The organism is Streptomyces sp. NPDC051214, from assembly GCF_040682375.1.
Classification (GTDB): domain Bacteria; phylum Actinomycetota; class Actinomycetes; order Streptomycetales; family Streptomycetaceae; genus Streptomyces.
In genome coordinates this window covers 151,885-176,869 of sequence record NZ_JBFBAT010000018.1, presented here as the reverse complement: position 1 = coordinate 176,869, position 24,985 = coordinate 151,885, and the positions used below count along the sequence as shown (strand labels likewise).

21 protein-coding genes are annotated in these 24,985 nt (G+C 70.2%); 13 read left to right on the top strand and 8 right to left on the bottom strand.

The window, feature by feature from the left end:
- The first annotated feature begins 4 nt into the window (after positions 1–4).
- The 5 genes from AB0M70_RS36930 (at position 5) to pgi (ending at position 4,715) form a co-directional block, all read left to right on the top strand.
- On the top strand, positions 5–1,216 hold the full coding sequence (locus tag AB0M70_RS36930; protein ID WP_365827289.1) for a phosphoglycerate kinase: 1,212 nt from the start codon (positions 5–7) through the stop codon (positions 1,214–1,216).
- Positions 1,217–1,222: 6 nt separating this feature from the next.
- Positions 1,223–1,999, top strand: coding sequence for a triose-phosphate isomerase (tpiA, locus tag AB0M70_RS36925; RefSeq protein WP_365827287.1), 777 nt, complete (start codon positions 1,223–1,225; stop codon positions 1,997–1,999).
- Between the two features lie 125 nt (positions 2,000–2,124).
- Positions 2,125–2,355 (top strand): preprotein translocase subunit SecG, encoded by a 231-nt coding sequence (gene secG / locus AB0M70_RS36920; RefSeq protein WP_135329442.1) that lies wholly within the window; start codon positions 2,125–2,127, stop codon positions 2,353–2,355.
- A 192-nt stretch (positions 2,356–2,547) separates the two neighbouring features.
- Positions 2,548–2,883 (top strand): RNA polymerase-binding protein RbpA, encoded by a 336-nt coding sequence (locus AB0M70_RS36915; RefSeq protein ID WP_363208051.1) that lies wholly within the window; start codon positions 2,548–2,550, stop codon positions 2,881–2,883.
- Positions 2,884–3,062: 179 nt separating this feature from the next.
- Positions 3,063–4,715, top strand: coding sequence for a glucose-6-phosphate isomerase (pgi, locus tag AB0M70_RS36910; RefSeq protein ID WP_365827285.1), 1,653 nt, complete (start codon positions 3,063–3,065; stop codon positions 4,713–4,715).
- Between the two features lie 55 nt (positions 4,716–4,770).
- On the opposite strand, the gene AB0M70_RS36905 is transcribed toward pgi, so the two are convergent.
- Genes AB0M70_RS36905 through AB0M70_RS36895 form a run of 3 tightly spaced genes read right to left on the bottom strand, consistent with a single transcriptional unit; the run spans position 4,771 to position 8,373 of the window.
- The gene (locus AB0M70_RS36905; RefSeq protein WP_365827283.1) at positions 4,771–7,065 is read right to left on the bottom strand and encodes an FtsX-like permease family protein; all 2,295 of its coding nucleotides are present in this window, start codon (positions 7,063–7,065) and stop codon (positions 4,771–4,773) included.
- 4 nt (positions 7,066–7,069) lie between these two features.
- Positions 7,070–7,861, bottom strand: a complete 792-nt coding sequence (locus AB0M70_RS36900) for an ABC transporter ATP-binding protein (protein ID WP_365827281.1) — start codon at positions 7,859–7,861, stop codon at positions 7,070–7,072.
- A complete protein-coding gene (locus AB0M70_RS36895) occupies positions 7,861–8,373 on the bottom strand; it encodes a PadR family transcriptional regulator (protein ID WP_365827279.1) in 513 nt (170 codons plus the stop codon). Before AB0M70_RS36895 ends, AB0M70_RS36900 begins: the two co-directional genes overlap by 1 nt.
- 124 nt (positions 8,374–8,497) lie before the next feature.
- Between AB0M70_RS36895 and AB0M70_RS36890 the strand changes: the two genes are divergently transcribed.
- The 5 genes from AB0M70_RS36890 (at position 8,498) to AB0M70_RS36870 (ending at position 15,344) form a co-directional block, all read left to right on the top strand.
- Positions 8,498–9,763 (top strand): ABC transporter substrate-binding protein, encoded by a 1,266-nt coding sequence (locus tag AB0M70_RS36890; RefSeq protein ID WP_365827277.1) that lies wholly within the window; start codon positions 8,498–8,500, stop codon positions 9,761–9,763.
- Between the two features lie 190 nt (positions 9,764–9,953).
- On the top strand, positions 9,954–11,621 hold the full coding sequence (locus AB0M70_RS36885) for an alpha-amylase family glycosyl hydrolase (protein ID WP_365827275.1): 1,668 nt from the start codon (positions 9,954–9,956) through the stop codon (positions 11,619–11,621).
- 35 nt (positions 11,622–11,656) lie between these two features.
- Complete coding sequence (locus AB0M70_RS36880; protein ID WP_365827273.1) at positions 11,657–12,979, top strand: ABC transporter substrate-binding protein; 1,323 nt, start codon at positions 11,657–11,659, stop codon at positions 12,977–12,979.
- Positions 12,980–12,984: 5 nt separating this feature from the next.
- Positions 12,985–14,427, top strand: a complete 1,443-nt coding sequence (locus AB0M70_RS36875; protein WP_365827271.1) for an ABC transporter permease subunit — start codon at positions 12,985–12,987, stop codon at positions 14,425–14,427.
- A complete protein-coding gene (locus AB0M70_RS36870) occupies positions 14,424–15,344 on the top strand; it encodes a carbohydrate ABC transporter permease (protein ID WP_365827269.1) in 921 nt (306 codons plus the stop codon). Before AB0M70_RS36875 ends, AB0M70_RS36870 begins: the two co-directional genes overlap by 4 nt.
- Positions 15,345–15,437: 93 nt before the next feature.
- Here AB0M70_RS36870 and pgl read toward each other — a convergent pair whose 3' ends face one another.
- The 5 genes from pgl to tkt are packed head-to-tail and all read right to left on the bottom strand — an operon-like array spanning position 15,438 to position 22,012.
- Positions 15,438–16,217, bottom strand: a complete 780-nt coding sequence (gene pgl / locus AB0M70_RS36865) for a 6-phosphogluconolactonase (RefSeq protein ID WP_365827267.1) — start codon at positions 16,215–16,217, stop codon at positions 15,438–15,440.
- Complete coding sequence (gene opcA, locus AB0M70_RS36860; RefSeq protein WP_365827265.1) at positions 16,214–17,239, bottom strand: glucose-6-phosphate dehydrogenase assembly protein OpcA; 1,026 nt, start codon at positions 17,237–17,239, stop codon at positions 16,214–16,216. The genes pgl and opcA overlap by 4 nt, the downstream gene beginning before the upstream one ends.
- Positions 17,236–18,768 (bottom strand): glucose-6-phosphate dehydrogenase, encoded by a 1,533-nt coding sequence (gene zwf, locus AB0M70_RS36855; protein WP_365827337.1) that lies wholly within the window; start codon positions 18,766–18,768, stop codon positions 17,236–17,238. The genes opcA and zwf overlap by 4 nt, the downstream gene beginning before the upstream one ends.
- Positions 18,765–19,883 carry a transaldolase gene (gene tal / locus AB0M70_RS36850; RefSeq protein ID WP_365827263.1) on the bottom strand — a complete coding sequence of 373 codons (1,119 nt, stop codon included), beginning with the start codon at positions 19,881–19,883 and terminating at the stop codon, positions 18,765–18,767. The genes zwf and tal overlap by 4 nt, the downstream gene beginning before the upstream one ends.
- 35 nt (positions 19,884–19,918) lie before the next feature.
- Complete coding sequence (tkt, locus tag AB0M70_RS36845) at positions 19,919–22,012, bottom strand: transketolase (RefSeq protein WP_365827261.1); 2,094 nt, start codon at positions 22,010–22,012, stop codon at positions 19,919–19,921.
- Positions 22,013–22,400: 388 nt separating this feature from the next.
- On the opposite strand from tkt, the gene AB0M70_RS36840 reads away from it, so the two are divergent.
- The 3 genes from AB0M70_RS36840 (at position 22,401) to AB0M70_RS36830 (ending at position 24,985) form a co-directional block, all read left to right on the top strand.
- Positions 22,401–23,354 carry a heme o synthase gene (locus AB0M70_RS36840; RefSeq protein WP_365827335.1) on the top strand — a complete coding sequence of 318 codons (954 nt, stop codon included), beginning with the start codon at positions 22,401–22,403 and terminating at the stop codon, positions 23,352–23,354.
- Between the two features lie 94 nt (positions 23,355–23,448).
- On the top strand, positions 23,449–23,796 hold the full coding sequence (locus tag AB0M70_RS36835; protein WP_365827259.1) for a hypothetical protein: 348 nt from the start codon (positions 23,449–23,451) through the stop codon (positions 23,794–23,796).
- A 100-nt stretch (positions 23,797–23,896) separates the two neighbouring features.
- Positions 23,897–24,985 carry an amidohydrolase gene (locus AB0M70_RS36830; protein ID WP_365827257.1) on the top strand — a complete coding sequence of 363 codons (1,089 nt, stop codon included), beginning with the start codon at positions 23,897–23,899 and terminating at the stop codon, positions 24,983–24,985.

The window sequence follows — 24,985 nt, the reverse complement described above, 5'->3', positions numbered from 1 at the left end:
AGCCATGAAGACGATCGACGAACTTCTCGCCGAAGGGGTCGAAGGCAAGCGGGTCTTCGTCCGCGCCGACCTCAATGTGCCGCTCGCCGACGGCACCATCACCGACGACGGCCGCATCCGCGCCGTCCTGCCGACCGTCACCAAGCTCGCCGAAGCCGGCGCCAAGGTGATCGTCGCCTCGCACCTCGGCCGCCCCAAGGGCGCCCCGGACCCGGTGTTCTCGCTGCTTCCCGCCGCCGAGCGCCTCGGTGAACTCCTCGGCAAGCCCGTCGCGTTCGCGCAGGACACGGTCGGCCCCGCCGCGCACGACGCGGTCGACGGTCTCGAGCCCGGCCAGGTCGCCGTCATCGAGAACCTCCGCTTCAACGCGGGCGAGACGTCCAAGGACGACACCGAGCGCGGCGAGTTCGCCGACCAGCTCGCCGCCCTCGCGGATGTCTACGTGGGCGACGGCTTCGGCGCCGTGCACCGCAAGCACGCCTCCGTGTTCGACCTCCCGGCGCGCCTGCCGCACTACGCGGGCTACCTCATCGCCACCGAGGTCGGCGTCCTGAAGAAGCTCACCGAGGACGTCAAGCGCCCGTACGTCGTCGCGCTCGGCGGCGCCAAGGTCTCCGACAAGCTGGCCGTCATCGACCAGCTGCTCGGCAAGGCCGACCGCCTCCTGATCGGCGGCGGCATGGCGTACACCTTCCTCAAGGCCCAGGGCCACGAGGTCGGCATCTCCCTCCTCCAGGAGGACCAGGTCCCGACCGTCAAGGAGTACATCAAGCGGGCCGAGGACAGCGGCGTCGAGCTGGTCCTGCCCGTCGACGTACTGGTCTCCACGGAGTTCCCGGACCTGAAGACCAAGGCCCCGGCCAACCCCAGCACGGTCGCCGCGGACGCCATCCCGGCCGACCAGGAGGGTCTCGACATCGGACCCGAGACCCGTAAGCTCTACGCCTCGAAGCTCGCCGACGCGGCCACCGTCTTCTGGAACGGTCCGATGGGCGTCTTCGAGCACCCCGACTACGCCGAGGGCACCAAGGCGGTCGCCCAGGCCCTCCTCGACTCCCCGGCCTTCACGGTCGTCGGCGGTGGCGACTCCGCCGCGGCCGTGCGGACCCTGGGCTTCGACGAGAACGCATTCGGCCACATTTCCACCGGCGGCGGCGCCTCCCTCGAGTACCTCGAGGGCAAGACGCTCCCCGGCCTCGCCGCACTGGAGAACTGACACCTGATGACTACGCGTACCCCGCTGATGGCGGGCAACTGGAAGATGAACCTCAACCACCTCGAGGCCATCGCCCACGTCCAGAAGCTCGCCTTCGCCCTGGCCGACAAGGACTACGAGGCCGTCGAGGTCGCCGTCCTGCCCCCCTTCACCGACCTGCGTTCGGTGCAGACCCTGGTCGACGGCGACAAGCTCAAGATCAAGTACGGCGCCCAGGACATCTCGGCGCACGACTCCGGTGCCTACACCGGCGAGATCTCGGGCCCGATGCTCTCCAAGCTGAAGTGCACGTACGTGGCCGTGGGCCACTCCGAGCGCCGTCAGTACCACGCGGAGAGCGACGAGATCTGCAACGCGAAGGTGAAGGCCGCCTACAAGCACGGCCTGACCCCGATCCTCTGCATCGGCGAGGGCCTCGACATCCGTGAGGCCGGCCAGCAGATCGAGTACACCCTCGCCCAGCTCGACGGCGGTCTGAAGGACCTCCCCGCCGAGCAGGCCGAGTCCATCGTCATCGCGTACGAGCCGGTGTGGGCCATCGGCACCGGCAAGGTCGCGACCCCCGAGGACGCCCAGGAGGTGTGCGGCGCGATCCGCGGCCGCCTCGCCGAGCTGTACTCGCAGGAGCTCGCCGACAAGGTGCGCATCCAGTACGGCGGCTCCGTGAAGTCCGGCAACGTCGCCGCGATCATGGCGCAGCCCGACGTCGACGGCGCCCTGGTGGGCGGCGCGGCGCTCGACTCGGACGAGTTCGTCAAGATCGTCCGGTTCCGCGACCAGTGAGTATGCGGTAGCGCCGATACGTCGTACCCTTGCGGGGGCCGGGCGGCTTCGCATCGCGGAGCATCCGGCCCCCGTCGTCGATACAGAGTCGATTCAGATCCGAGGAAGTTGGTCCAGCCGTGGTTATGGGGTTCTCGATCGCCCTGATCGTCTTCAGCCTGCTGATGATGCTCCTTGTCCTGATGCACAAGGGCAAGGGCGGCGGTCTTTCCGACATGTTCGGTGGCGGCATGCAGTCCTCCGTCGGCGGCTCCTCCGTCGCCGAGCGCAACCTCGACCGCATCACTGTCGTGGTCGGTCTTCTCTGGTTCGCGTGCATTGTCGTGCTCGGCCTGTTGATGAAGGTGAACAACTGACCGCGAAAGCGGCTTGATTGCCACCTTGCGAAAGCTTCGCTTAAAGCCCCATGTACGGTGCGCGCCGCACGGCGCGGATTATCATGGGGCTTGCGTCTCGGGGCGGGGTGTAACTCCAAACACTGGACGCGCGTTGGGCCTTACGTAGACTGAGGCGCCCGCAGCAGCACCATCACGCAGGGAGTTACGACCGTGGCAAGTGGCAACGCGATCCGAGGAAGTCGGGTCGGGGCGGGGCCGATGGGCGAGGCCGAGCGCGGTGAGTCCGCGCCGCGTCTGCGCATCTCCTTCTGGTGCTCCAACGGACACGAGACGGTGCCCAGTTTCGCCAGCGACGCGCAGGTCCCCGATACCTGGGACTGCCCCCGCTGCGGCTTCCCGGCAGGTCAGGACAGGGACAACCCGCCGGACCCGCCCCGCACCGAGCCGTACAAGACGCACCTGGCGTATGTACGTGAGCGGCGCACCGACGCTGACGGCGAGGCGATTCTCGCGGAGGCGCTGGCCAAACTACGGGGCGAGATCTAGAGCGTGAGACGGGCCGGACATCAGTGGATGTCCGGCCGCTGTGCTTTTCACGTGGCGTTTACCGGCACGTGTGCGGACAGACAGCTTCAGAGATCTCATATCGGGCCCTGATCAATTAGGTTGGAACGTGCAGCGGGGCAAGGTACGTACACAGGTACGAGAGAAGGCTGAAGTCCGAGATGAACGCAGAAAGCCGCGCCAGGCTCAACCAGACGCCCGAATGGGCGGCGATCGGCAAGCACCGGGAGCAGCTGGGGGAGGTGCAGTTGCGTGATCTTTTCGCCAAGGACCCGGCGCGCGGCACGCAGTACACGCTCCAGGTCGGCGACCTGCACGTCGACTACTCCAAGCACCTCGTCACGGACGAGACGCTGACGCTTCTGCGCGAGCTCGCCGCGGCCACCGACGTCTTCGGCCTGCGGGACGCCATGTTCCGCGGCGAGAAGATCAACACCACCGAGGACCGCGCCGTCCTGCACACGGCGCTGCGCGCCCCGCGGGACGCGGTGATCGAGGTCGACGGCGAGAACGTGGTGCCGGCCGTGCACGCCGTGCTCGACAAGATGAGCACCTTCGCGGACAAGGTCCGCTCCGGCGAGTGGACCGGGCACACCGGCAAGCGCATCAAGAACATCGTGAACGTCGGCATCGGCGGCTCGGACCTCGGCCCCGCGATGGCGTACGAGGCGCTGCGCTCGTTCACCGACCGCGACCTCACCGTGCGCTTCGTGTCGAACGTCGACGGCGCCGACCTGCACGAGGCCGTGCGGGACCTGGACCCGGCCGAGACGCTGTTCGTCATCGCCTCGAAGACGTTCACCACGATCGAGACGATCACGAACGCGACCTCGGCGCGCGACTGGCTCCTGACCGGCCTGCACGCTGACCAGAGCGCCGTGGCCAAGCACTTCGTGGCCCTGTCGACGAATGCCGAGAAGGTCTCCGACTTCGGCATCGACACGGCCAACATGTTCGAGTTCTGGGACTGGGTCGGCGGCCGCTACTCGTACGACTCGGCGATCGGTCTCGCGCTGATGATCGCGATCGGCCCTGACGCCTTCCGGCAGATGCTGGACGGCTTCCACCTGGTCGACGAGCACTTCCGCACCGCGCCCGCCGAGTCCAACGTGCCGTTGCTGCTCGGCCTGTTGGGCATCTGGTACGGCAACTTCCACGACGCCCAGTCGCACGCGGTCCTGCCGTACTCGCACTACCTCTCCAAGTTCACCGCCTACCTCCAGCAGCTGGACATGGAGTCCAACGGCAAGTCCGTGACCCGGGACGGCGAGCCGGTCGACTGGCAGACGGGCCCGGTCGTCTGGGGCACCCCCGGCACCAACGGCCAGCACGCGTACTACCAACTCATCCACCAGGGAACGAAGTTGATCCCGGCGGACTTCATCGGTTTCGCCGAGCCCGTCGCCGATCTGCTGCCGGGTCTGGTCGCCCAGCACGACCTCCTGATGGCCAACTTCTTCGCGCAGACGCAGGCGTTGGCCTTCGGCAAGACGCCCGACGAGGTGCGGGCCGAGGGCGTGCCGGACGAACTCGTCCCGCACAAGACGTTCAAGGGCAACCACCCGACGACGACGATCCTCGCCAAGGAGCTGACACCGTCGGTTCTCGGTCAACTCATCGCGCTCTACGAACACAAGGTGTTCGTGCAGGGCGCCGTGTGGAACATCGACTCCTTCGACCAGTGGGGCGTCGAGCTCGGCAAGGTCCTCGCCAAGCGCATCGAGCCGGCCCTGACGGAGGGCGCCGACGTGGCGGACCTCGACGGGTCGACGACGGCGCTTGTCGCCAAGTACCGCACGCTGCGCGGCCGTTGAGCCTGAGGGGCCACCCCGCCCGGGGTGGCCCCTCGGCTGTTCGCCGCCCCAGGTCTCAGGCGACCGCGCTCAGCGTGTCCGCGAGGCGGCGCCGGGCCGCTCGCGAGGCCGGGAAAGCGGCGAGCGCGGCGGCTCCCAGCACCGCGGCCGCGCCGAAGAGCACGAGCAGAGCGGGGGACGGGGCGCGGGCGATACCGGCGCCGATGCCGTTCGACCGGCCCTGGGCGTCGATCAGCCAGTGCGCGAGGGGCAGCCCGAGCGCCGTGCCGGTGAGGGCGGCGGCCAGGGCGGTGCACCCCGTCGCCGTCACCGTGACCGCCGTGATCTGCCGTGGGGAAAGACCGATCGCCTTGAGGGCGAGCAGATCCCGCTCTCCCTCACGCACCGTGCCGCCGATCGCGGTCAGCAGCTCGATGAGCCCGATCAGCGCCAGGACGGCGATCAGCCCGATGACCACGGCGCGCAGGGGCGAGAGCCCGTCGGCCGGGTTGGTCACGGCGTGCACGTCGAGATGGCCCCGCGAGGCCTTGGTCAGCTCGGCGCCGACCGCGGCGGGGTCCGCGCCGGGGCGCAACTGGAGCTGGTAGAGGGTGGGCCGGAGCTTCGGGTCGTTCTCACGCAGCGTGTCGAGCGAGGTGGAGATGACCCGGCCGCCGTTCTCCGGCTCGATGTTGCGGCCCACGATGTGCAGGATCTGCGGACGCCCGCCCACCGTCATCCGCACCCAGTCACCGACGCGTACGTCGAGCGCGTCGAGGAGCCCCTGTCCCGCCACCGCCTCGTCGAGGCCGCGCGCCTGGCGGCCTTCGGCCAGCGTGTAGGGGTACGGGTTCTGGTGCGTGCCGAGGCCGCGCAGCGCGATGGTGCCGGTCTGGCCGGGGACGAGGGCCGCCACCTCGATGCCCGGATGGACCGCGGTGACCCGACGGTCTCCGGCGAGGAGGTCCCGCGCCGCGGAGTCGGCCAGATTCTCGTCGGCGCGGGCGGTGAGCGCGGCGGCGAAGCCGAGTTCCTGGGGCTCGTCGTGAAACCGGTCGATGGTGGTCCAGGCGCTCAGCGCGACCACGATCAGGAGGAACGGCAGGGCGAGGCGGGCGATGGCGGACAGGGAGCGTGGCCGCCGCGTGAACGCCTTGTGCCAGCCGAGGACCAGTGCGGGCGGCAGCCGCCACCCCAGCGCCCCGCGCGCCACGCCGGACAGCCGCCCGCCCGGCGCCGCCGCGGCCCGCAGCACCGGCACCGAGGGCACGCGCCCGGCCCGCCACGCGGCGATCCCCGTCATGGCGCCGATGAAGAGCACCGCGGCGGCCGGCACCCCGAACAGGGCCGCCGTATGCCCCGGCAGCCCCTGCCACACGCCGATCGCGTCGCCGAGCCGCCCCGGGACACGGCTGCCCAGGGTCTGGATCAGAGCCGTCGCCATCGCGGCGCCGAGCAGGGCGTACGCCAGATGCTGGAGGAGGTAGCTGCGTACCACCTGGCCGGGTGTGAAGCCGATGGCCTTCAGGACCGAGATGTCGCGCAGATGGCCACGGATACGGGTGTCGATGGCGCCGTACACGGCGAGGGCGGCGGCGACCAGGGCGCCCAGGCCGAACAGGCCGAGCACCTGGCCGAGCAGGCGGTTGCCGCCCTGGGCCTCGGCGCGCGCCTGCTGCCAGTGGGAGACCTGGGTGACCGCTCCGGCGCCCAGGGCCGTGACGGCGCGCTGCACGGCGTAGTCCGTGTCGTCGGGGTCGGTGAGGCGCAGCCCGACGACCTGACCCGGGCGTCCCTCGGCCCGCTGCACGACGGACGGCGCAGCCCAGACGAGTCCGGCGCGCTCCCCGGGGCTGTAGCCGGGCTCGGCGCTGTCGGCGATGCCGAGGACGGTCAGGGTGCGCGCGGTGCCGGGCAGCGTCAGGGTGTCGCCGGGCTCGGCCCACAGCGCGCGGGCCAGGCCGTGTTCGAGGACGACGCCGTCCGGTGCGGCCGGGTCGAGCCAGCGGCCCGAGGTGAGCAGGGGACGCCCGGTGGCCGGTGGCCCGCCGGTGGCTCCGCGCAGCTCGACGGAGGCACGGGCGCCGTGCGACCGGACGGTGGCCGCGGCGGTCCGGTAGGGCCCCGAGACGGATTCGACGCCGCCGAGACGCGCAAGGCGGGCCGCGTCGGTGGAGGCCCCGGTGTGGATCCACACATGGGCGCCCCGTGACTGGGTGAAGACGCGCTGCCAGGGGTTGGTGGCGTACCCGAAGAGGGCCGCGGCAAGCAGCAGCGAGGCGACGATCCCGGTGGTGGCGAGCACGATGAACAGCGCTTCGCCCCGGTGCGTCCGCAGATCGGCGTGCGCCCAGCGCAGGGTGGCCCGCATGGGGTCAGTCCTTCAGTTCGAGCACGCCGGATATGCCGGTGCCGCGCGGCAGTGTGCCGCCGAGGTCGGCGTCGTCGGCGATCCGGCCGTCGAAGAAGCTGATGACGCGGTCCGCGGAGCTCGCGAGCCGTGCGTCATGGGTGACAAGGACGATCGTCTGACCGCGCTGGTGGAAGCGGGACAGCAGGCGCATCACCTCGCGCCGCCCCTTGCTGTCCAGGCTGCCCGCGGGCTCGTCGGCGAGCAGGAGGGAAGGGTGGTTGACCAGGGCGCGGGCCAGTGCGACGCGCTGCTGCTCGCCGCCGGAAAGCTCGCCCGGCATGCTGCGCTCCTTGCCGTCGAGGCCGAGATCGGCGAGGAGCTCCTTGCGTTCGGTGCGTGCCTGCTTCGGCGAGGTCCCGGCGAGCAGCGCCGGCAGCTCCACGTTGTCGGCGACCGACAGATTGGAGACGAGGTTGAAGAACTGGAAGACGATGCCGATCCGGCGCCGGCGCTCCACCGCCCAGCGCGCCTCGCTGTAGGAGTCGGTGGACTCGCCGTCCAGGCGGATGCTGCCGCTGTCCGGCCGCTGGAGCCCGCCGAGCAGATGCAGCAGGGTCGACTTCCCGGCGCCGGAAGGCCCGGTGACGGCGACGAACTCGCCCTGCCGTACACAGAGATCGACACCGCGTACCGCGGGGGCGGGTGCGCCCTCGCCGTAGTGGGTCTTGACCAGGCCCTCGGCCTCGAGCAGGGGAGGCACCGAGGACGGCGCGGAAGACGGCACGGAAGGCGGCGCGGAGTGACGGCTCTTCACTACGGCTCCTCCAGCTCTTCCTGGCATCGCTCGAGCCAGTCGAGATCGGCCTGCAGGTGCAGCATGGCGCCCTCGATCAGGAGTTGGGACATGCGGTTGTCCCGGTTCTCGGCCGCGGACAGCTTCGACAGATCGCGCATGGTGTTCAGGTACTGGCGCCGCTGTTTGTTGATGAGGGCGATCTGGTCGGCGAGACCGGTCCGCGGGGCGAGCGCGAGCTTCATGAAGAACTCGTCCCGTACCCGCGGCTCGTCCGCCGTCTCCTCGTACCAGGCGTGCAGCGCTTCCCGCCCGGCGTCGGTGAGGTGGTAGATCTTCTTGTTGGGCCGGCTCGACTGCTCGACTTCCTCGCCCTCGATCAGTCCCGACTTCTCGAGGCGGCCGAGCGTCACATAGATCTGGCCGACGTTCGGCTGAGGGTACGCGGAGCCGAGGAGTTGCTCAAGGTCCTGCTTGAGCTCGTAGCCGTGGGCCGGGCCTCGCGCCAGGAGAGCCAGGAGGGGCAGCCGCACTCGTGCTCTCCTCCTCGCATCCTCGCTCTGTGCTCCAGGCCCTAGTATCGCCCATACCTAACGGGTATACATGGCCCCTGACGCATGGCGAGGGTGCCGGGCGCCGGTGTACAGGGAGGAACCTATGCGGTGGATGCGTGCCGCGGGTAGGGGACTCCTGGTCGTTGCCGTGGTCCTGTCCGGTTACGTCGCCTCGGGAACCCCCTCCGACGGGGCGCGCGGCGACGGCCGCGGCCCCCTGACGCTGGCGACCGCGGGCGACCTCACCGGCTATCTGGGGCCTCTCCTCGAGGGGTGGAACCGTACGCACCCCGGCGAGAAGGTCACCCTCGTCGAGCTCCCGGACTCCGCCGACGAGACCCACGCGCAGATGACCACCGACCTGCGCTCGGACAACAGCCGCTTCGACGTGCTCAACATCGACGTCGCCTGGACCTCGGAGTTCGCCGCCGCGGGCTGGATCGCCCCGCTCAGGCGCGACAGCTTTCCGCTGAAGAGCTTCCTGCCGCCGGTCGTGGACACGGCCACGTACGACAGGAAGCTGTACGCGGTTCCCTACGTCACCAATGCCGGGCTGCTCCTGTACCGCAAGGACGTCCTGGCCGAGGAGGGCATCGCGCCGCCGCGCACCTGGGCCGAGCTCGAACGGGCGGCGAAGACCGGCGCCCCCAAGCACGGACTCGACGGATACGCGGGCCAGCTCCTCCCCTACGAGGGGCTCACGGTGAACGCCGCCGAGGCGGTCTACTCGGCGGGCGGCACGATCCTCGGTGACGAGGGCGAACGCGTCACCGTGGACTCCGCGGCGGCCCGCGAGGGCATCGGATTCCTCGCCCGCGGGGTGCGCGAGGGCTGGATCCCGAAGAAGGCGCTGACGTACACGGAGGAGGAGTCCCGCCAGGCCTTCCAGGAAGGCCGGCTCCTCTTCCTGCGCAACTGGCCCTACGCCTACGTGAGTGCGTCCGGCAAGGAATCCGAGGTCGCCGGGAAGGTCGGGGCGCTGCCGCTGCCGGGTCCCGACGGCCCGGGGACGAGTGTGCTCGGGGGCTCGAACCTCGCCGTCAGCTCCCATGCGCGGCACCCCGCTTCCGCCACGCGTCTCCTCGCGTATCTCACCGGCGAGAAGGTGCAGCGGCAGGTGCTCACGCGGGGCGCGCTGCCGCCTGTGCGGGCGGCGCTCTACCAGGACCCCGCGCTGATCCGGAAGTTCCCTTATCTGCCGACGCTCCGGGCGAGCGTGCTCGCGGCGGCGCCGCGTCCCAAGAGCCCTCGCTACGACCAGGTGAGCCTGGCCGTGCAGGCCGCCGTGTACGACGCCATGGCCGGGCATCAGACGCCCGAGGCGGCTGTGCGGCGCCTCGCCCGGGAGCTTGCGGCCATCTCCCGCTAGTTATCTGTTAGGTATCCAGAGTTCCCCTGTGGGGCCTCAAGGGTGCCCGAAACTCTGGACATAACACCTCAACTCATGCCCGCTTTCCGTCTACTCGTTGACACCTCCGCGACATGCCTACCTAACATGCATGCATCACCGCGCGGGTCGCGGTCACTCCACGCACTTCACGTAGACAGGTCAACGGGTCATGCTCACAGCCCCGGCCGGCGACGGCCTCGCGCGCCTCCACACGCACCACTGGTGGCGGGACGCGGTGATCTACCAGGTGTACGTCCGCAGCTTCCTGGACAGCACCGGTGACGGCATCGGCGACCTCGCGGGGGTCCGCGCGGGACTGCCGTACCTGAAGAAGCTCGGCGTCGACGGCATCTGGCTGAGCCCCTTCTACCCCTCGCCCCAGCGCGACCACGGTTACGATGTCGCCGACTACTGCGACGTGGACCCGATCTTCGGCAGCCTCGCCGAGTTCGACCTGCTGATGGCCGACGCCCGGCGCCTCGGCGTCAAGGTGCTCCTGGACATCGTCCCCAACCACTGCTCCAGCGAGCACGCCTGGTTCCGTGCCGCGCTCGCCGCACAGCCCGGCAGCGCCGAGCGCGCCCGCTTCCACTTCGCCGCGGGCCGCGGCCCGCACGGCGACGAGCCGCCCAACAACTGGCACGCCATGTTCGGCGGCCCCGCCTGGACCCGCGTCACCGATCCGGACGGCACCCCCGGCCAGTGGTACCTGCACATGTTCACGCCCGACCAGCCGGACCTGAACTGGCGCAACCCCGAGGTGGGCGCCCACTTCGAGCACGCCCTGCGCTTCTGGCTCGACCGGGGCGTGGACGGCTTCCGCATCGATGTCGCCGCCGGGCTCTTCAAGCACCCCGGCCTGCCCGACTCGCCGGACCCCGAGGCCGACGCCCGCACCCGCGACTCCGTGAACCCCCTCGCCTGGAACCAGCCCGAGGTGCACGACGTGTGGCGGCACTGGCGGGCGGTGTGCGAGGAGTACACCGCGCGCGACGGCCACGAGCGCCTCCTCGTCGGCGAGGTGTCCGTGCCGACCGCCCGCGAACACGCCCGGTACGTACGCCCCGACGAACTCCACCAGGCCTTCTTCTTCGACCTGTTGGGCGCGCCCTGGGACGCCGACGCCTTCCGCAAGGTCATCACCGAGGCGATGCGGGACATCGCGGGCACGGGCTCCACGGTCACCTGGGTCCTCAACAACCACGACCAGGTACGCACGGTCACGCGGTACGGCGAGTCCGGCACCGAGGGCAGCGGCCTCGGCGCCACCCGGGCGCGGGCCGCGGCGCTGCTCATGCTGGCGCTGCCCGGGGCCGCGTACATCTACCAGGGGGAGGAGCTCGGCCTTCCCGAGGTCGACGATCTGCCCGACGAGGTGCTCACCGACCCGATCTTCCACCGCACCGGAAGCCGGGCCCGGATCCGCGACGGCTGCCGGGTGCCGCTGCCGTGGTCGGGGCACGCGTCGCCGTTCGGCTTCACCCCCGGGGCGGAGAGCGCCAAGCCGTGGCTGCCGCAGCCCGCGTGGTTCGCCGAGCACGCCACCGACCGCGCGCTCGCCGACACCCGCTCCTTCTGGCATCTGTACCGCGACGGACTCCAACTGCGCGCCGGACTGCCCCAGTTGGGTGAGGGGCCGCTGCACTGGCTGGAGACGCCGCCCGGCGTCCTCGCCTTCGTGCGCGGCGACGGCCTCGTGTGCGCGGTCAACTTCGGCGCGGCCCCGGTGCCCGCGCCCGTGTCCGGCGCCCCTCTGCTGTCCAGCGGGCCGTGCCCGACCGGCGTCCTCCCCGGCGCCACCGCCGCCTGGTGGATCAGCGACCGCACCACCCCCTGACCGTCAACTCTTTTGCCTCCGAAGGGACATCAACGATGATGCGACGACGTATCACGCTCGCGAGCTGTACCGCCCTCGCCCTGGCCATGGGCGCCACCGCCTGTGGCGGTGGCGACGTCAGCGCCGGCGGCGGTGACAAGTCGCTCGACGGTCAGACGATCACCGTCGCCGGCGTCTGGTCCGGCAGCGAGCAGAAGAACTTCCAGAAGGTGCTCGACGCCTTCGGCGAGGAGACCGGGGCCAAGGTCCAGTTCGTCTCCACCGGTGACAACGTCTCCACCGTCGTCGGAAGCAAGATCGAGGGCGGCAACGCCCCCGACGTCGTGATGGTCCCGCAGGTCGGCGTCCTGAAGCAGTTCGCGAAGAAGGGCTGGCTCAAGCCCCTCTCGAAGAAGACCGAGCAGGCCGTCGACGCCAACTACGCGAGCGTGTGGAAGAAGTACGGCAGCGTCGACGGCTCCTTCTACGGCCTGTACTTCAAGGCCGCGCACAAGTCGACGGTCTGGTACAGCCCCGAGGCCCTCGACCAGGCGGGCGTCAAGACCCCCAAGACGTACGAGGAGATGCTCAAGGCCGGCGAAACGGTCTCCGACTCGGGCCTCGACGCCTTCTCCGTCGCGGGACAGGACGGCTGGACCCTCACCGACTGGTTCGAGAACATCTACCTCTCGCAGGCCGGGCCCCAGAAGTACGACCGGCTCGCCACGCACAAGATCAAGTGGACCGACCCGTCCGTGGTCGACGCGCTCACCACCCTCGGCAAGCTCTTCAAGGACGAGCAGCTGATCGCGGGCGGCCGCAAGGAGGCCCTGAGCACCGACTTCCCGGGCTCCGTCGAGAAGGTCTTCGGGCCCGAACCCAAGGCGGGCATGGTCTACGAGGGCGACTTCGTGGCCGGTGTCGCCAAGGACCAGTTCGACAAGAAGATCGGTGAGGACGCCGACTTCTTCCCCTTCCCCGCGGTCGGCGGCGGCAAGGCGCCCGTGGTCAGCGGCGGTGACGCCGCGGTCGCCCTGAAGGACGGCAAGAACCAGAAGGGCGCCACGGCGTTCCTGGAGTACCTGGCGACCCCCGAGGCGGCGGCCGTCTGGGCCGAGGCGGGCGGGTTCCTCTCCCCGAACAAGAAGGTCGACCTCGCCTCGTACGGCGACGACGTCACCCGCGAGACCGCCAAGTCCCTGGTCGACGCCGGGAATTCGGTCCGCTTCGACATGTCCGACCAGGCCCCGGCGGCCTTCGGCGGCACCAAGGGCATGGGCGAGTGGAAGCTCCTCCAGGACTTCCTGCGCGACCCGTCGGACCCGAAGGCCACGGCGCGGCGGCTCGAGGCCGCGGCGGCCAAGGCCGACAAGGGCTGATCGCCATGACCACCACGTCCGCCGAGACGCCGAGCCCGCCGGGCGCCGAGACGTCGGCCGCCGAGCCGTCCGGCGCCCCCGCCGGCAAAGGCTCCGCCGGCAAGAACCCCTCCGGCAAGGCCCCGAGACCCCCGGCCACCGAGGCCGCCCGGCGCAGGCGCCGCGGGCGGGTCATCGCCGTCGCCTTCGTCCTGCCCGCCCTGCTCCTGCTCGGCGCCCTCGTCGTCTACCCCGTGCTGTTCTCCGCGGGCCGCAGCCTCTTCGACGCCTCCGGCAGCACGTTCGTCGGCGGCGACAACTACGCCGAGATGTTCCGCGACCCGGCCACGCTCAAGGCCATCCGCAACAGCGTCATCTGGGTCGTCATCGCCCCCACCCTGCTCACCGGGCTCGGCCTGATCCTCGCCGTCCTGGTGGAGAAGATCCGCTGGGCCACCGCGTTCAAGCTGCTGCTCTTCATGCCCATGGCGGTCTCGTTCCTCGCCGCGGGCATCATCTTCCGGCTCGCGTACGACGAGGACCCCGAGAAGGGGGTCCTGAACGCCGCCGTGGTGGGCGTCCACGACGCCTTCGAGGGCGCCTCCTCCTATCCGACGGCGCATGCCCGCGACGGCCAGGGCCTGACGAAGGGCGCGGACGGCTCGTACCGTACGACCGCCCCAGCGACCCCGGGCCACACGGTCGGTCTCGGGCTCGTCGGCGTGGCGCCCAAGGACGTGCCCGAGGAAGCCGAGCCCGCGTACGCGGCGGCCGGGCGGTCGGCCGCCGCGCGTGAGCTGCGCGGAGTCGTCTACCTGGACTTCGTGCCCGGCGGGGGAGGGAAGCAGGGCAGGACGGACCGGGCCGAGAGCGGACTGCCGCGGATGCAGGTCGAGGCGGTGCGGGACGGCAAGACGGTCGGCAGCGCCACCACCGGCGCCGACGGCTCCTTCCGCTTCACGGACCTCGACCCCGGCGCGACCTACACCGTGCGGCTGCCCGCGAAGAACTTCGCCCCGCCCTACGAGGGCGTCTCCTGGCTGGGCCCGGCCCTCGTCACCCCGGCCATCATCGGCGCGTACCTGTGGATCTGGACGGGCTTCGCCATGGTGCTCATCGGCGCCGGGCTCGCCTCGCTGCCGCGCGACGCCCTGGAGGCGGCCCGGATGGACGGCGCCAGTGAGTGGCAGGTCTTCCGCCGGATCACCGTGCCGCTGCTCGCACCCGTCCTCACCGTGGTCTTCGTGACCCTGGTGATCAACGTGATGAAGGTCTTCGACCTCGTCTACATCATCGCGCCGGGTCCCGTGCAGGAGGACGCCACGGTCCTTGCCACCCAGATGTGGCTCGTCTCCTTCGGCGGCGGCAACAACCAGGGCCTCGGCAGCGCGCTCGGCATGCTCCTGCTGCTCCTGGTGATCCCCGCCATGGTGTTCAACGTCCGCCGCTTCCGCAGGAGTCAGTCATGACCGTCACCACTCCCGACCGGCAGGCGGTGGCGCCGGAGAAGGAACCGGCGGCCGTCGCACCGGCGCGCCCCCGCCCCAAGGGCCGGCTCGGCCGGTGGCTCGGCAGCAGCCTGGTCCAGGCGTTCCTCGTGGTCGTCGCACTGATCTGGATCACCCCGCTCGCCGGGCTCTTCCTCTCCTCGCTGCGCTCCTCCCAGGACAACGCGCGCGGCGGCTGGTGGACCTCCCTGACCAGCCCGGCGCAGCTCTCCTTCGACAACTACTCGGCGCTGCTCGCCAACACCGGGATGACGAAGGCGTTCTGGAACACCGTCCTGATCTCGGTGCCCGCCACCGCCCTCGTCGTCGTCATCGCGGCCTGCGCCGCGTACGCCTTCGCCTGGCTGGAGTTTCCCGGCCGGGACCCGCTGTTCCTGCTCGTGGTGGCGCTCCTCGTGGTGCCGATGCAGATCGGCCTGCTCCCGGTGGCCAAACTCTTCGGTCAGCTGGGTCTCTTCGGCACCATTCCGGGCGTGGTGCTCTTCCATGTCGCCTACGGACTGCCGTTCGCCGTCTTCCTGCTGCGCAACTACTTCGCCGAGATACCGAAGGAGATGCTGGAGGCGGCGCGGATGGACGGCGGGACCGAGTGGCGGATCTTCACGCGGCTCGTGCTGCCGGTGGGACGGCCGGCCATCGCCAGCCTCGCCATCTTCCAGTTCCTCTGGGTGTGGAACGACATGCTGGTGGCGCTGCTCTTCGCCGACAGTTCGTCGCAGCCGCTGACCGTGGAACTGCAGTCGCAGATACGCCAGTTCGGCAGCAACATCGATGTGCTCGCGCCCGGCGCGTTCCTCTCGCTCGTCGTGCCGGTGGTCGTGTTCTTCGCGTTCCAGCGGCACTTCGTGCAGGGGGTGATGGCGGGCTCAGTCAAGTGAGGCCGTGCGTACGGCAGTTGTCGTCACGTGTAACGCGCCGCGGCCCGGCCCCCACGAGGGGGACCGGGCCGCGGCACGTCGTCCTGCCGACGCTCAGGGAGAAGCCGGCGGATACAGGTCGCGCGGCAGCTGCGAGGCTGCCGCCTTGTCCAGCAGCCACAGCGTCCGTGACCTGCCGTACGCGCCCGCGGCGGGCGCCTGCACCTCGCCGGCGCCCGACAGGGCCATCGCCGCGGCGTTGGCCTTGTCCTCGCCGGCGGCGAGCAGCCACACCTCACGCGCCGCCCGGATCGCCGGAAGCGTGAGCGTGATGCGCACGGGCGGCGGCTTGGGCGCGCCGTGCACGCCGACCACCGTCCGCTCCGTCTCACGGACCGCGGGCAACTCCGGGAAGAGCGAGGCGACATGGGTGTCCGGGCCGACGCCGAGCATCAGCACGTCGAACGTCGGCACCGGACCATGGTCCTCGGGCCCCGCGGCCGCGGTGAGCTCGGCCGCGTACATCCCGGCCGCCGCGTCCACCTCGTACGCGCCGTCCGACGCGGGCATCGGATGCACCCGGGCCGGGTTCAGGGGCACCGAGTCGAGCAGCGCCTCCTTGGCCTGGGTGTAGTTGCGCTCCGGGTCGCCGTCCGGCAGGAAGCGCTCGTCGCCCCACCACAGGTCAAGCCGCGACCAGTCGATCGCGTCCTTAGCCGGGGACGAACTCAGCGCCGCGAGCAGGCCGTTGCCGTTGCGCCCGCCGGTGAGGACCACCGACGCGAAGCCGCGGGCGGCCTGCGCGTCGACGATCTTCGTGATGAGGCGGGCCGCGGCGGCCTGCGCCATCAGCTCCTTGTCGCGGTGCACCACCAGCTGCGGGGCCGCACTCACTTCGTTGCCGCCTTCTTGGCCGCGGTCTTCTTCGCGGGAGCGCTCTTCTTGGCCGCCTCCGCGGGCTCCTCCACGGCGGGAACCGCCGTCTCCTCGTACTCGCCCAGGCGGTCCACGCCGTACCTCAGCGCGGAGGCGTAGGTGTCGTCCGGGTCGAGACGGCGCAGCTCCTCGGCGATCAGCTCGGCCGTCTCGCGGCGCTTGAGCGCCACCGCGCGGTCGGGCTGCCCCTGGATGGAGAGCGTGGCGAGAGAGCCGTCGGCCCGGCCGAGCACGATGGGACCGCAGTCGGTGTCCATGCGTACGCCGGTGAGGCCGGGGCCCGCGGACAGCGAGCGCTTCACGGGGACGGAGAGCCGGTCCGCGAGCCACATGGCGAGCAGCTCGCAGCTCGGGTTGAACTCCTCGCCCTCCACCTCGACCGACGTCACCTTGCAGGCGATCTGGTCGAGAGCGGCCGCGAGCATCGAGCGCCACGGGGTGATCCGGGTCCAGGAGAGGTCCGTGTCACCGGGGTGGTAGGCCTCGGCGCGCGCGGTCAGCTCGTGGATCGGCTGCTCGGCGGCGTACGTGTCCGTGACGCGGCGCTGGCCGAGCGCGCCGAGCGGGTCCTTGGCCGGGTTGAGCGGCGCGTTGACCGGCCACCACACGACCACGGGGGCGTCGGGGAGCAGCAGCGGCAGGACCACCGACTGGGCGTGGTTGATGACCTCGCCGTACAGCCGCAGGACCACCGTCTCGCCGGTGCCCGCCTCGACGCCGACCCGTACCTCCGCGTCGAGACGCGAGGTGGTGCGGTCACGGGGTGAGCGCGCGGCGCGCTTGATGACGACCAGCGTGCGCGAGGGGTGCTCGCGGGACGCTTCGTTGGCGGCCTTCAGGGCGTCGTAGGCGTTCTCCTCGTCGGTGACGATGACGAGGGTGAGCACCATGCCGACGGCCGGGGTGCCGATCGCCCTGCGCCCCTTCACGAGCGCCTTGTTGATCTTGCTGGACGTGGTGTCCGTAAGGTCGATCTTCATGGGCGACGCCAGCTCCGTCCGTCTCGTGCGAGCATTTCGTCCGCCTCGGACGGGCCCCAGGTCCCGGACGAATACTGCGCGGGCTTGCCGTGCTTGTCCCAGTACTCCTCGATCGGGTCGAGGATGTTCCAGGAGAGCTCGACCTCCTCCGTGCGCGGGAAGAGGTTGGCGTCGCCGAGCAGGACGTCCAGGATCAGGCGCTCGTACGCCTCCGGGCTGGACTCGGTGAAGGACTCGCCGTAGGCGAAGTCCATCGACACGTCGCGGATCTCCATCGAGGTGCCGGGCACCTTCGAGCCGAACCGGACCGTGATGCCCTCGTCGGGCTGAACGCGGATGACGATCGCGTTCTGGCCCAGCTCCTCCGTCGCCGTGTGGTCGAAGGGGGAGTGGGGCGCGCGCTGGAAGACGACCGCGATCTCGGTGACGCGACGGCCCAGGCGCTTGCCCGTACGCAGGTAGAAGGGGACGCCCGCCCAGCGGCGGTTGTCCACCTCCAGCTTGATGGCGGCGTAGGTGTCGGTCTTCGACTTGGGGTCGATGCCGTCTTCCTGGAGGTAGCCGACGGCCTTCTCGCCGCCCTGCCACCCCGCGGCGTACTGACCGCGGACCGTGCTCTCGCCGAGGTCCTTGGGCAGCCGCACGGCGCCGAGGACCTTCGCCTTCTCGGCGACCAGCGCGTTCGCGTCGAAGGAGGCGGGCTCCTCCATCGCGGTCAGCGCCATCAGCTGGAGCAGGTGGTTCTGGATGACGTCACGGGCCGCGCCGATGCCGTCGTAGTACCCGGCACGGCCGCCGATGCCGATGTCCTCGGCCATCGTGATCTGGACGTGGTCCACGTACGACCGGTTCCAGATCGGCTCGAACATCTGGTTGGCGAAGCGCAGCGCCAGGATGTTCTGGACGGTCTCCTTGCCGAGGTAGTGGTCGATCCGGAACACCTGGTCCGGGGCGAACACCTCGTGCACGATCGAGTTGAGCTCCTTGGCGGACGCCAGGTCGTGTCCGAAGGGCTTCTCGATGACCGCGCGGCGCCAGGAGCCCTGCGGGGCGTCCGCGAGCTCGTGCTTCTTGAGCTGCTGGACGACCTGCGGGAAGAACTTCGGGGGCACCGACAGGTAGAAGGCGAAGTTGCCGCCCGTTCCCTGTGCCTTGTCGAGGTCCTGAATGGTGGCCTTGAGCTGCTCGAAGGCGGCGTCGTCGTCGAAGTTGCCCTGGACGAAGCGCATCCCCTGGATGAGCTGCTGCCAGACCTCTTCGCGGAACGGCGTACGAGAGTGCTGCTTGACGGCGTCGTGGACGACCTGGGCGAAGTCTTCGTCCTCCCAGTCGCGGCGCGCGAAGCCGATGAGCGAGAAGCCCGGCGGCAGCAGGCCACGGTTGGCGAGGTCATAGACAGCGGGCATCAGCTTTTTACGGGACAAATCGCCCGTGACGCCAAAGATGACCAGGCCCGACGGCCCCGCGATACGCGGGAGCCGTCGGTCTGCGGCGTCACGCAGCGGATTGCTGCTTGACAAGATGGTCAGCCCTCCGAAGGGGTGAGGCGCTTGAGCTCCGCCTCGGTGGACTTGAGCAGGTCGTTCCAGGACGCCTCGAACTTCTCGACGCCCTCGTCCTCGAGCAGCTGCACCACGTCGTCGTAGCTGATGCCGAGCTTCTCGACGGCCTCGATCTCGCCGCGCGCGGTGTCGTACGTACCGGCCACGGTGTTGCCCGTGATCTGGCCGTGGTCGGCGGTGGCCTCCAGGGTGGCCTCCGGCATCGTGTTCACCGTGTTCGGCGCGACCAGGTCGTCGACGTACAGGGTGTCCTTGTACGCCGGGTCCTTGACGCCGGTCGAGGCCCACAGCGGACGCTGCTTGTTGGCCTGCGCCTTGTCCAGCGCGGCCCAGCGGTCGGACGAGAAGACCTCTTCGTACGCCTCGTAGGCCAGGCGGGCGTTGGCGAGCGCGACCTTGCCCTTGGCGGACTTGGCCTCGTCGGTGCCAAGCGCGTCCAGGCGCTTGTCGATCTCGGTGTCCACACGGGACACGAAGAAGGACGCCACCGAGTGGATCTTGGAGAGGTCCAGGCCGCGCTCCTTGGCCTTCTCCAGGCCGGCCAGGTACGCGTCCATGACCAGGCGGTAGCGCTCCAGCGAGAAGATCAGCGTGACGTTGACGCTGATGCCAAGGCCGATAACCTCGGTGATCGCGGGCAGGCCCGCCTTCGTCGCCGGGATCTTGATGAGCGTGTTCGGGCGGTCCACCAGCCAGGCGAGCTGCTTGGCCTCGGCGACCGTCGACTTCGTGTTGTGCGCCAGGCGCGGGTCGACCTCGATCGAAACGCGGCCGTCCTGGCCGCCCGTCGCGTCGAAGACCGGGCGCAGGATGTCGGCGGCGTCACGGACGTCCGCCGTCGTGATCATGCGGATGGCTTCTTCGACGGTGACGCCGCGCGCTGCGAGGTCGGAGAGCTGCTGGTCGTAACCGTCGCCCTGCGAGATCGCCTTCTGGAAGATCGACGGGTTGGTCGTGACGCCCACGACGTGGCTCTGGTCGATCAGCTCGGCGAGGTTGCCGGACGTGATCCGCTTGCGCGACAGGTCGTCCAGCCAGATCGCGACGCCTTCGTCGGAAAGGCGCTTGAGTGCGTCTGTCATGAGGATTACATCTCCTACTTGGTCGTATGTCGGCGTCAGCGCTGAGCGGCGTCGATCGATTCCCGGGCTGCGGCCGCCACGTGGTCGGCGGTGAAGCCGAACTCGCGGAACAGCACCTTGCCGTCGGCCGACGCACCGAAGTGCTCCAGCGAGACGATGCGCCCGGCGTCACCCACGAAGCGGTGCCAGGTCAGGCCGATGCCCGCCTCGACCGCCACGCGCGCCTTGACGGACGGCGGAAGGACGCTGTCGCGGTACCCCTGGTCCTGCGCCTCGAACCACTCGACGCACGGCATCGAGACGACGCGCGTGGGAACGCCCGCGGCCTGCAGCTGCTCGCGCGCCTCGACGGCGAGCTGCACCTCGGAGCCGGTGCCGATGAGGACGACCTCGGGGGTGCCGCCGTCGGCCTCGAAGAGGACGTAGCCACCCTTGACGGCGCCCTCGGTGACCTCGCGGTCGTACGTCGGCACGCCCTGGCGGGTCAGCGCGAGGCCGTGCGGGGCGCCCTTGCCGAACTCCTTGGTGTAACGCTTCAGGATCTCGCGCCACACGACAGCGGTCTCGTTCGCGTCCGCCGGGCGGACCACGTTCAGGCCCGGGATGGCACGCAGCGAGGCCAGGTGCTCGACCGGCTGGTGCGTCGGGCCGTCCTCGCCGAGACCGATGGAGTCGTGCGTCCACACGTACGTCACCGGGAGGTGCATCAGCGCGGACAGACGCACGGCGTTGCGCATGTAGTCGGAGAACACCAGGAAGGTGCCGCCGAAGATGCGGGTGTTGCCGTGCAGCGCGATGCCGTTCATCTCCGCGGCCATCGAGTGCTCGCGGATGCCGAAGTGGATCGTGCGGCCGTACGGGTTCGCCTCCGGCAGCGGGTTGCCCGCCGGGAGGAACGACGACGTCTTGTCGATCGTGGTGTTGTTCGAGCCCGCGAGGTCGGCGGAGCCGCCCCACAGCTCGGGGATCACCGCGCCGAGCGCCTGCAGGACCTTGCCGGACGCGGCACGCGTCGCGACGCCCTTGCCCGCCTCGAAGACCGGGAGCTTCTCCTCCCAGCCCTGGGGGAGCTCGCCCGCGGCCACGCGGTCGAACTCGGCGGCGCGCGCGGAGTCGGCGGTGCGCCAGGCGGCGAAGCCCTTCTCCCACTCGGCCTTGGCGTCACGGCCGCGGTCGAGCGCGGCACGGGTGTGCGCGAGGACCTCGTCCGAGACCTCGAAGGTCTTCTCCGGGTCGAAGCCGAGGACACGCTTGGTGGCCGCGACCTCTTCGTCGCCGAGCGCCGAGCCGTGCGCGGCCTCGGTGTTCTGCGCGTTCGGCGCGGGCCAGGCGATGATCGAGCGCATCGCGATGAAGGAGGGGCGCTCCGTCTCCGCCTTCGCGGCCTGGATCGCCTTGTAGAGGGCGGCCGGGTCGAGGTCGCCGTTCTCCTTGGGCTCCACGCGCTGGACGTGCCAGCCGTAGGCCTCGTACCGCTTCATGGTGTCCTCGGACACCGCGGTCTCCGTGTCGCCCTCGATGGAGATGTGGTTGTCGTCCCACAGCAGCACGAGGTTGCCGAGCTTCTGGTGCCCGGCCAGCGACGACGCCTCGCCGGAGATGCCCTCCTGGAGGCAGCCGTCACCCGCGATCGCGAAGATGTGGTGGTCGAACGGCGACTCGCCCGGGGCGGTCTGCGGGTCGAACAGGCCACGCTCGTAGCGGGCGGCCATCGCCATGCCCACGGCGTTGGCGACGCCCTGGCCGAGGGGGCCCGTCGTCGTCTCCACGCCCGTGGTGTGCCCGTACTCCGGGTGGCCCGGGGTCTTGGAGCCCCAGGTGCGGAACGCCTTCAGGTCATCGAGCTCCAGGCCGAAGCCGGCCAGGTAGAGCTGGATGTAGAGGGTCAGGGACGAGTGGCCCGCGGAGAGCACGAACCGGTCGCGCCCGGTCCACTCGGCGTCCGCGGGGTCGTGGCGCATCACCTTCTGGAAGAGGGTGTACGCGGCGGGCGCGAGGCTCATGGCCGTACCAGGATGGCCGTTGCCGACCTTCTGTACGGAGTCCATGGCCAGGACGCGGGCAGTATCAACAGCCCGCTGGTCCAGTTCGGTCCACTCGAGGTCTGTGGTGGTCGGCTTGGTGCTCACCCTGAGTCAGGGCTCCTCTCCACATGTCGAATGCCGGCGATGTAGATCCCACCGGCCGATGTCGAGCCTACCGCTGTAAAGACGTGCATTTTTTCGAGTCATTCCAGAGTGCCGGGGTGTGCCGCCATCCGCCTCCCGAAAGGGATCCACGGTGTTCACCATGTGATCCGCAAGCCGCTCATCTGGACTCTCACAACGAGTGCGGCACCGCTCATCTGAACGGGTGTCGGGCCGTGTTTCGGGCGCTCCAACACGCCGCTCAACACGACCCCACCCCCGCGAAGGGCGAGGTATGGGCAACGTCTACAGTGGCGTGGTACGCGCGAGCCTTTACCGGATCTTCATGTCAGAACGTCCGACGCGGCTTGCTGGGAAGTCTCTGTCAGGGGTGTGCGTGACGGCCGTTGAATCCCGTCCAGCGGGAGCAATTGGGACGAGCTCTAGCCCAAGCCACCGGCCGCTCGGGGCCCGTGTCATGGCGTTCGTGGCGCTGACCAAGCCGCGAATCATCGAACTCCTCCTGATCACCACCGTTCCGGTGATGTTCCTCGCCGAGCAGGGGGTGCCCGACCTCTGGCTGGTCTTCGTGACCTGCCTGGGCGGTTACCTCTCGGCGGGCGGCGCAAACGCGCTCAACATGTACATCGACCGGGACATCGACGCCCTGATGGACCGTACGTCCCAGCGGCCCCTGGTCACGGGAATGGTCAGCCCCCGGGAGTGCCTCGCCTTCGGCATCGCGCTCGCGGTCGGCTCGACGCTGCTCTTCGGACTCGCCGTCAACTGGCTGTCCGCGTGGCTCGCCCTGGGCGCCCTGCTCTTCTACGTGGTCATCTACACGATGATCCTCAAGCGCCGCACCTCGCAGAACATCGTCTGGGGTGGCATCGCGGGCTGCATGCCCGTACTGATCGGCTGGTCCTCGGTGACCAACACCCTCTCCTGGGCGCCGGTCATCCTGTTCCTGGTCATGTTCTTCTGGACGCCGCCGCACTACTGGCCGCTGTCCATGAAGGTCAAGGACGACTACGCCCGGGTGGGCGTGCCGATGCTGCCGGTCGTGGCGTCGAACAAGGTGGTCGCGCGTCAGATCGTCCTCTACAGCTGGGTGATGGTCGCCGTCTCGCTGCTGCTGCAGCCGCTCGGCTACACCGGCTGGTTCTACACCGTGGTCGCCTTCGTGACCGGCGGCTGGTGGCTGTGGGAGGCGCACGGCCTGCAGAACCGCGCCAAGGCCGAGGTCACGGGCGGCAAGCTCAAGGAGATGCGGCTCTTCCACTGGTCGATCACCTACGTCTCGCTGCTGTTCGTGGCGGTCGCGGTGGACCCCTTCCTTCGCTGAGCCGACAACTTTCCCGACGGGCGGGGCATGTGGTGTTGAACGCCACGTGCCCCGCCCGTCGCCAGTTGATCTACCCGTCGGTAGCATCCTGCTCATGGCAGAGACGCAGCAGGTCGAGGACAGCAAGCAGGCAGCCCGCGCGGACAAGAAGGCGGCCAAGCTGGCCAAGCAGATCGGTGCCTTCGCCCAGGCGCACGGCGGTGCCGAGGGGCAGGTCGCGTACATCGGGCACGAGGGCACCCGCATCGTGCTGGTCGGCGACGACGGCGGCTGGGGCGACCTGGTGGCCCCCACCTACGAGATCGCGCAGAGCGCCGTCGAGAAGGCCGGGATCACCGTCCACGAGGACTTCGACGGTGACTTCGCCGCCAAGGTGGAGACCGGCCCGTACGAGTGGTCGCGGATGGCCGGCATCCAGCTCGGCGGCAAGCGCAACGGCTGACGGCGTCGGGGCCGTGGCGGACAGAACGGCCGTGAGCAACACCTGACACCCGGGTCACCCGTTAGGACGGTAGGAGCACGTCCGTCTACAGGGAGCCCGGATGATCGAAACGCCGTCCCTGGTGGACCAGTACTGCCACGGTGTGCTGCGTACGGAGCTGGGCCTCGGCACCTTCGAGGCCCACCTCGGCCGCGGTGAGGGCCCGCCCGCGCCCGGCACCACCTTCTTCGACACCCAGACGGGCTTCGCCGTGCGCCGCTGGTGCCCGCCGCTGCTCGGCCTCGAACCGCACTGCCCGCCCGCGCGCTACCTCGCCCGCCGCCGTGACCTGGGCGTTCTCGAAGCGGGGCGGCGGCTGCTGCGGGGGAGCGGCATCACGACGTACCTGGTCGACACGGGGCTGCCCGGCGATCTGACGGGGCCCGGCGAGATGGCCTCGGCCGGTGACGCCGACGCCCATGAGATCGTCCGCCTGGAATTACTGGCCGAACAGGTGGCCGACACCTCCGGCACCGTCGACTCCTTCCTCGCCAACCTCGCCGAGTCCGTGCACGCGGCCGCCGCGAACGCCGTCGCCTTCACCTCCGTGGCGGGCGTCCGGCGCAGCCTCGCCCTGGCACCCGAACCGCCGGGGCCGGGGGAGGTGCGGGGCGCGGCGGGACGCTGGCTGGCCCGGCGGCAGGTGGGCGGGGCGCTCCAGGACCCCGTGCTGCTCAGGCATCTGCTCTGGATCGCCGTCGCGTCGGGGCGTCCGCTGCAACTGCACGCGGGGGCCGGCGACCCGCAGGGGTACTTCGGCGGTTTCGCGCGGGCGACCGCGGGGCTCGGCACCGATCTGGTCCTGCTGCACGGCTATCCGTACCACCGCAACGCCGCGGACCTGGCCGGTCTCTTCCCGCATGTGTACGCCGATCTGGGGCCCGCCCTGGTGCGCACGGGCGCTCGCGCGGCTGCCGTTCTCGCGGAGATCCTTGAGCTCGCGCCGTTCGGCAAGCTGCTGTTCTCCAGCGGCGCGCACGGGCTTCCCGAGCTGCACGTGGTGGGTGCGCGGCTCTTCGGGGAGGCGCTGGGGCGGGTGCTCGGCGGGTGGGTCGCGGAAGGCGCGTGGTCGCTGCCGGACGCGCAGCGCGTGGCGGGGCTCATCGCGGCGGGCAACGCCCGCCGCGTGTACGGCCTGACCGACGACTGA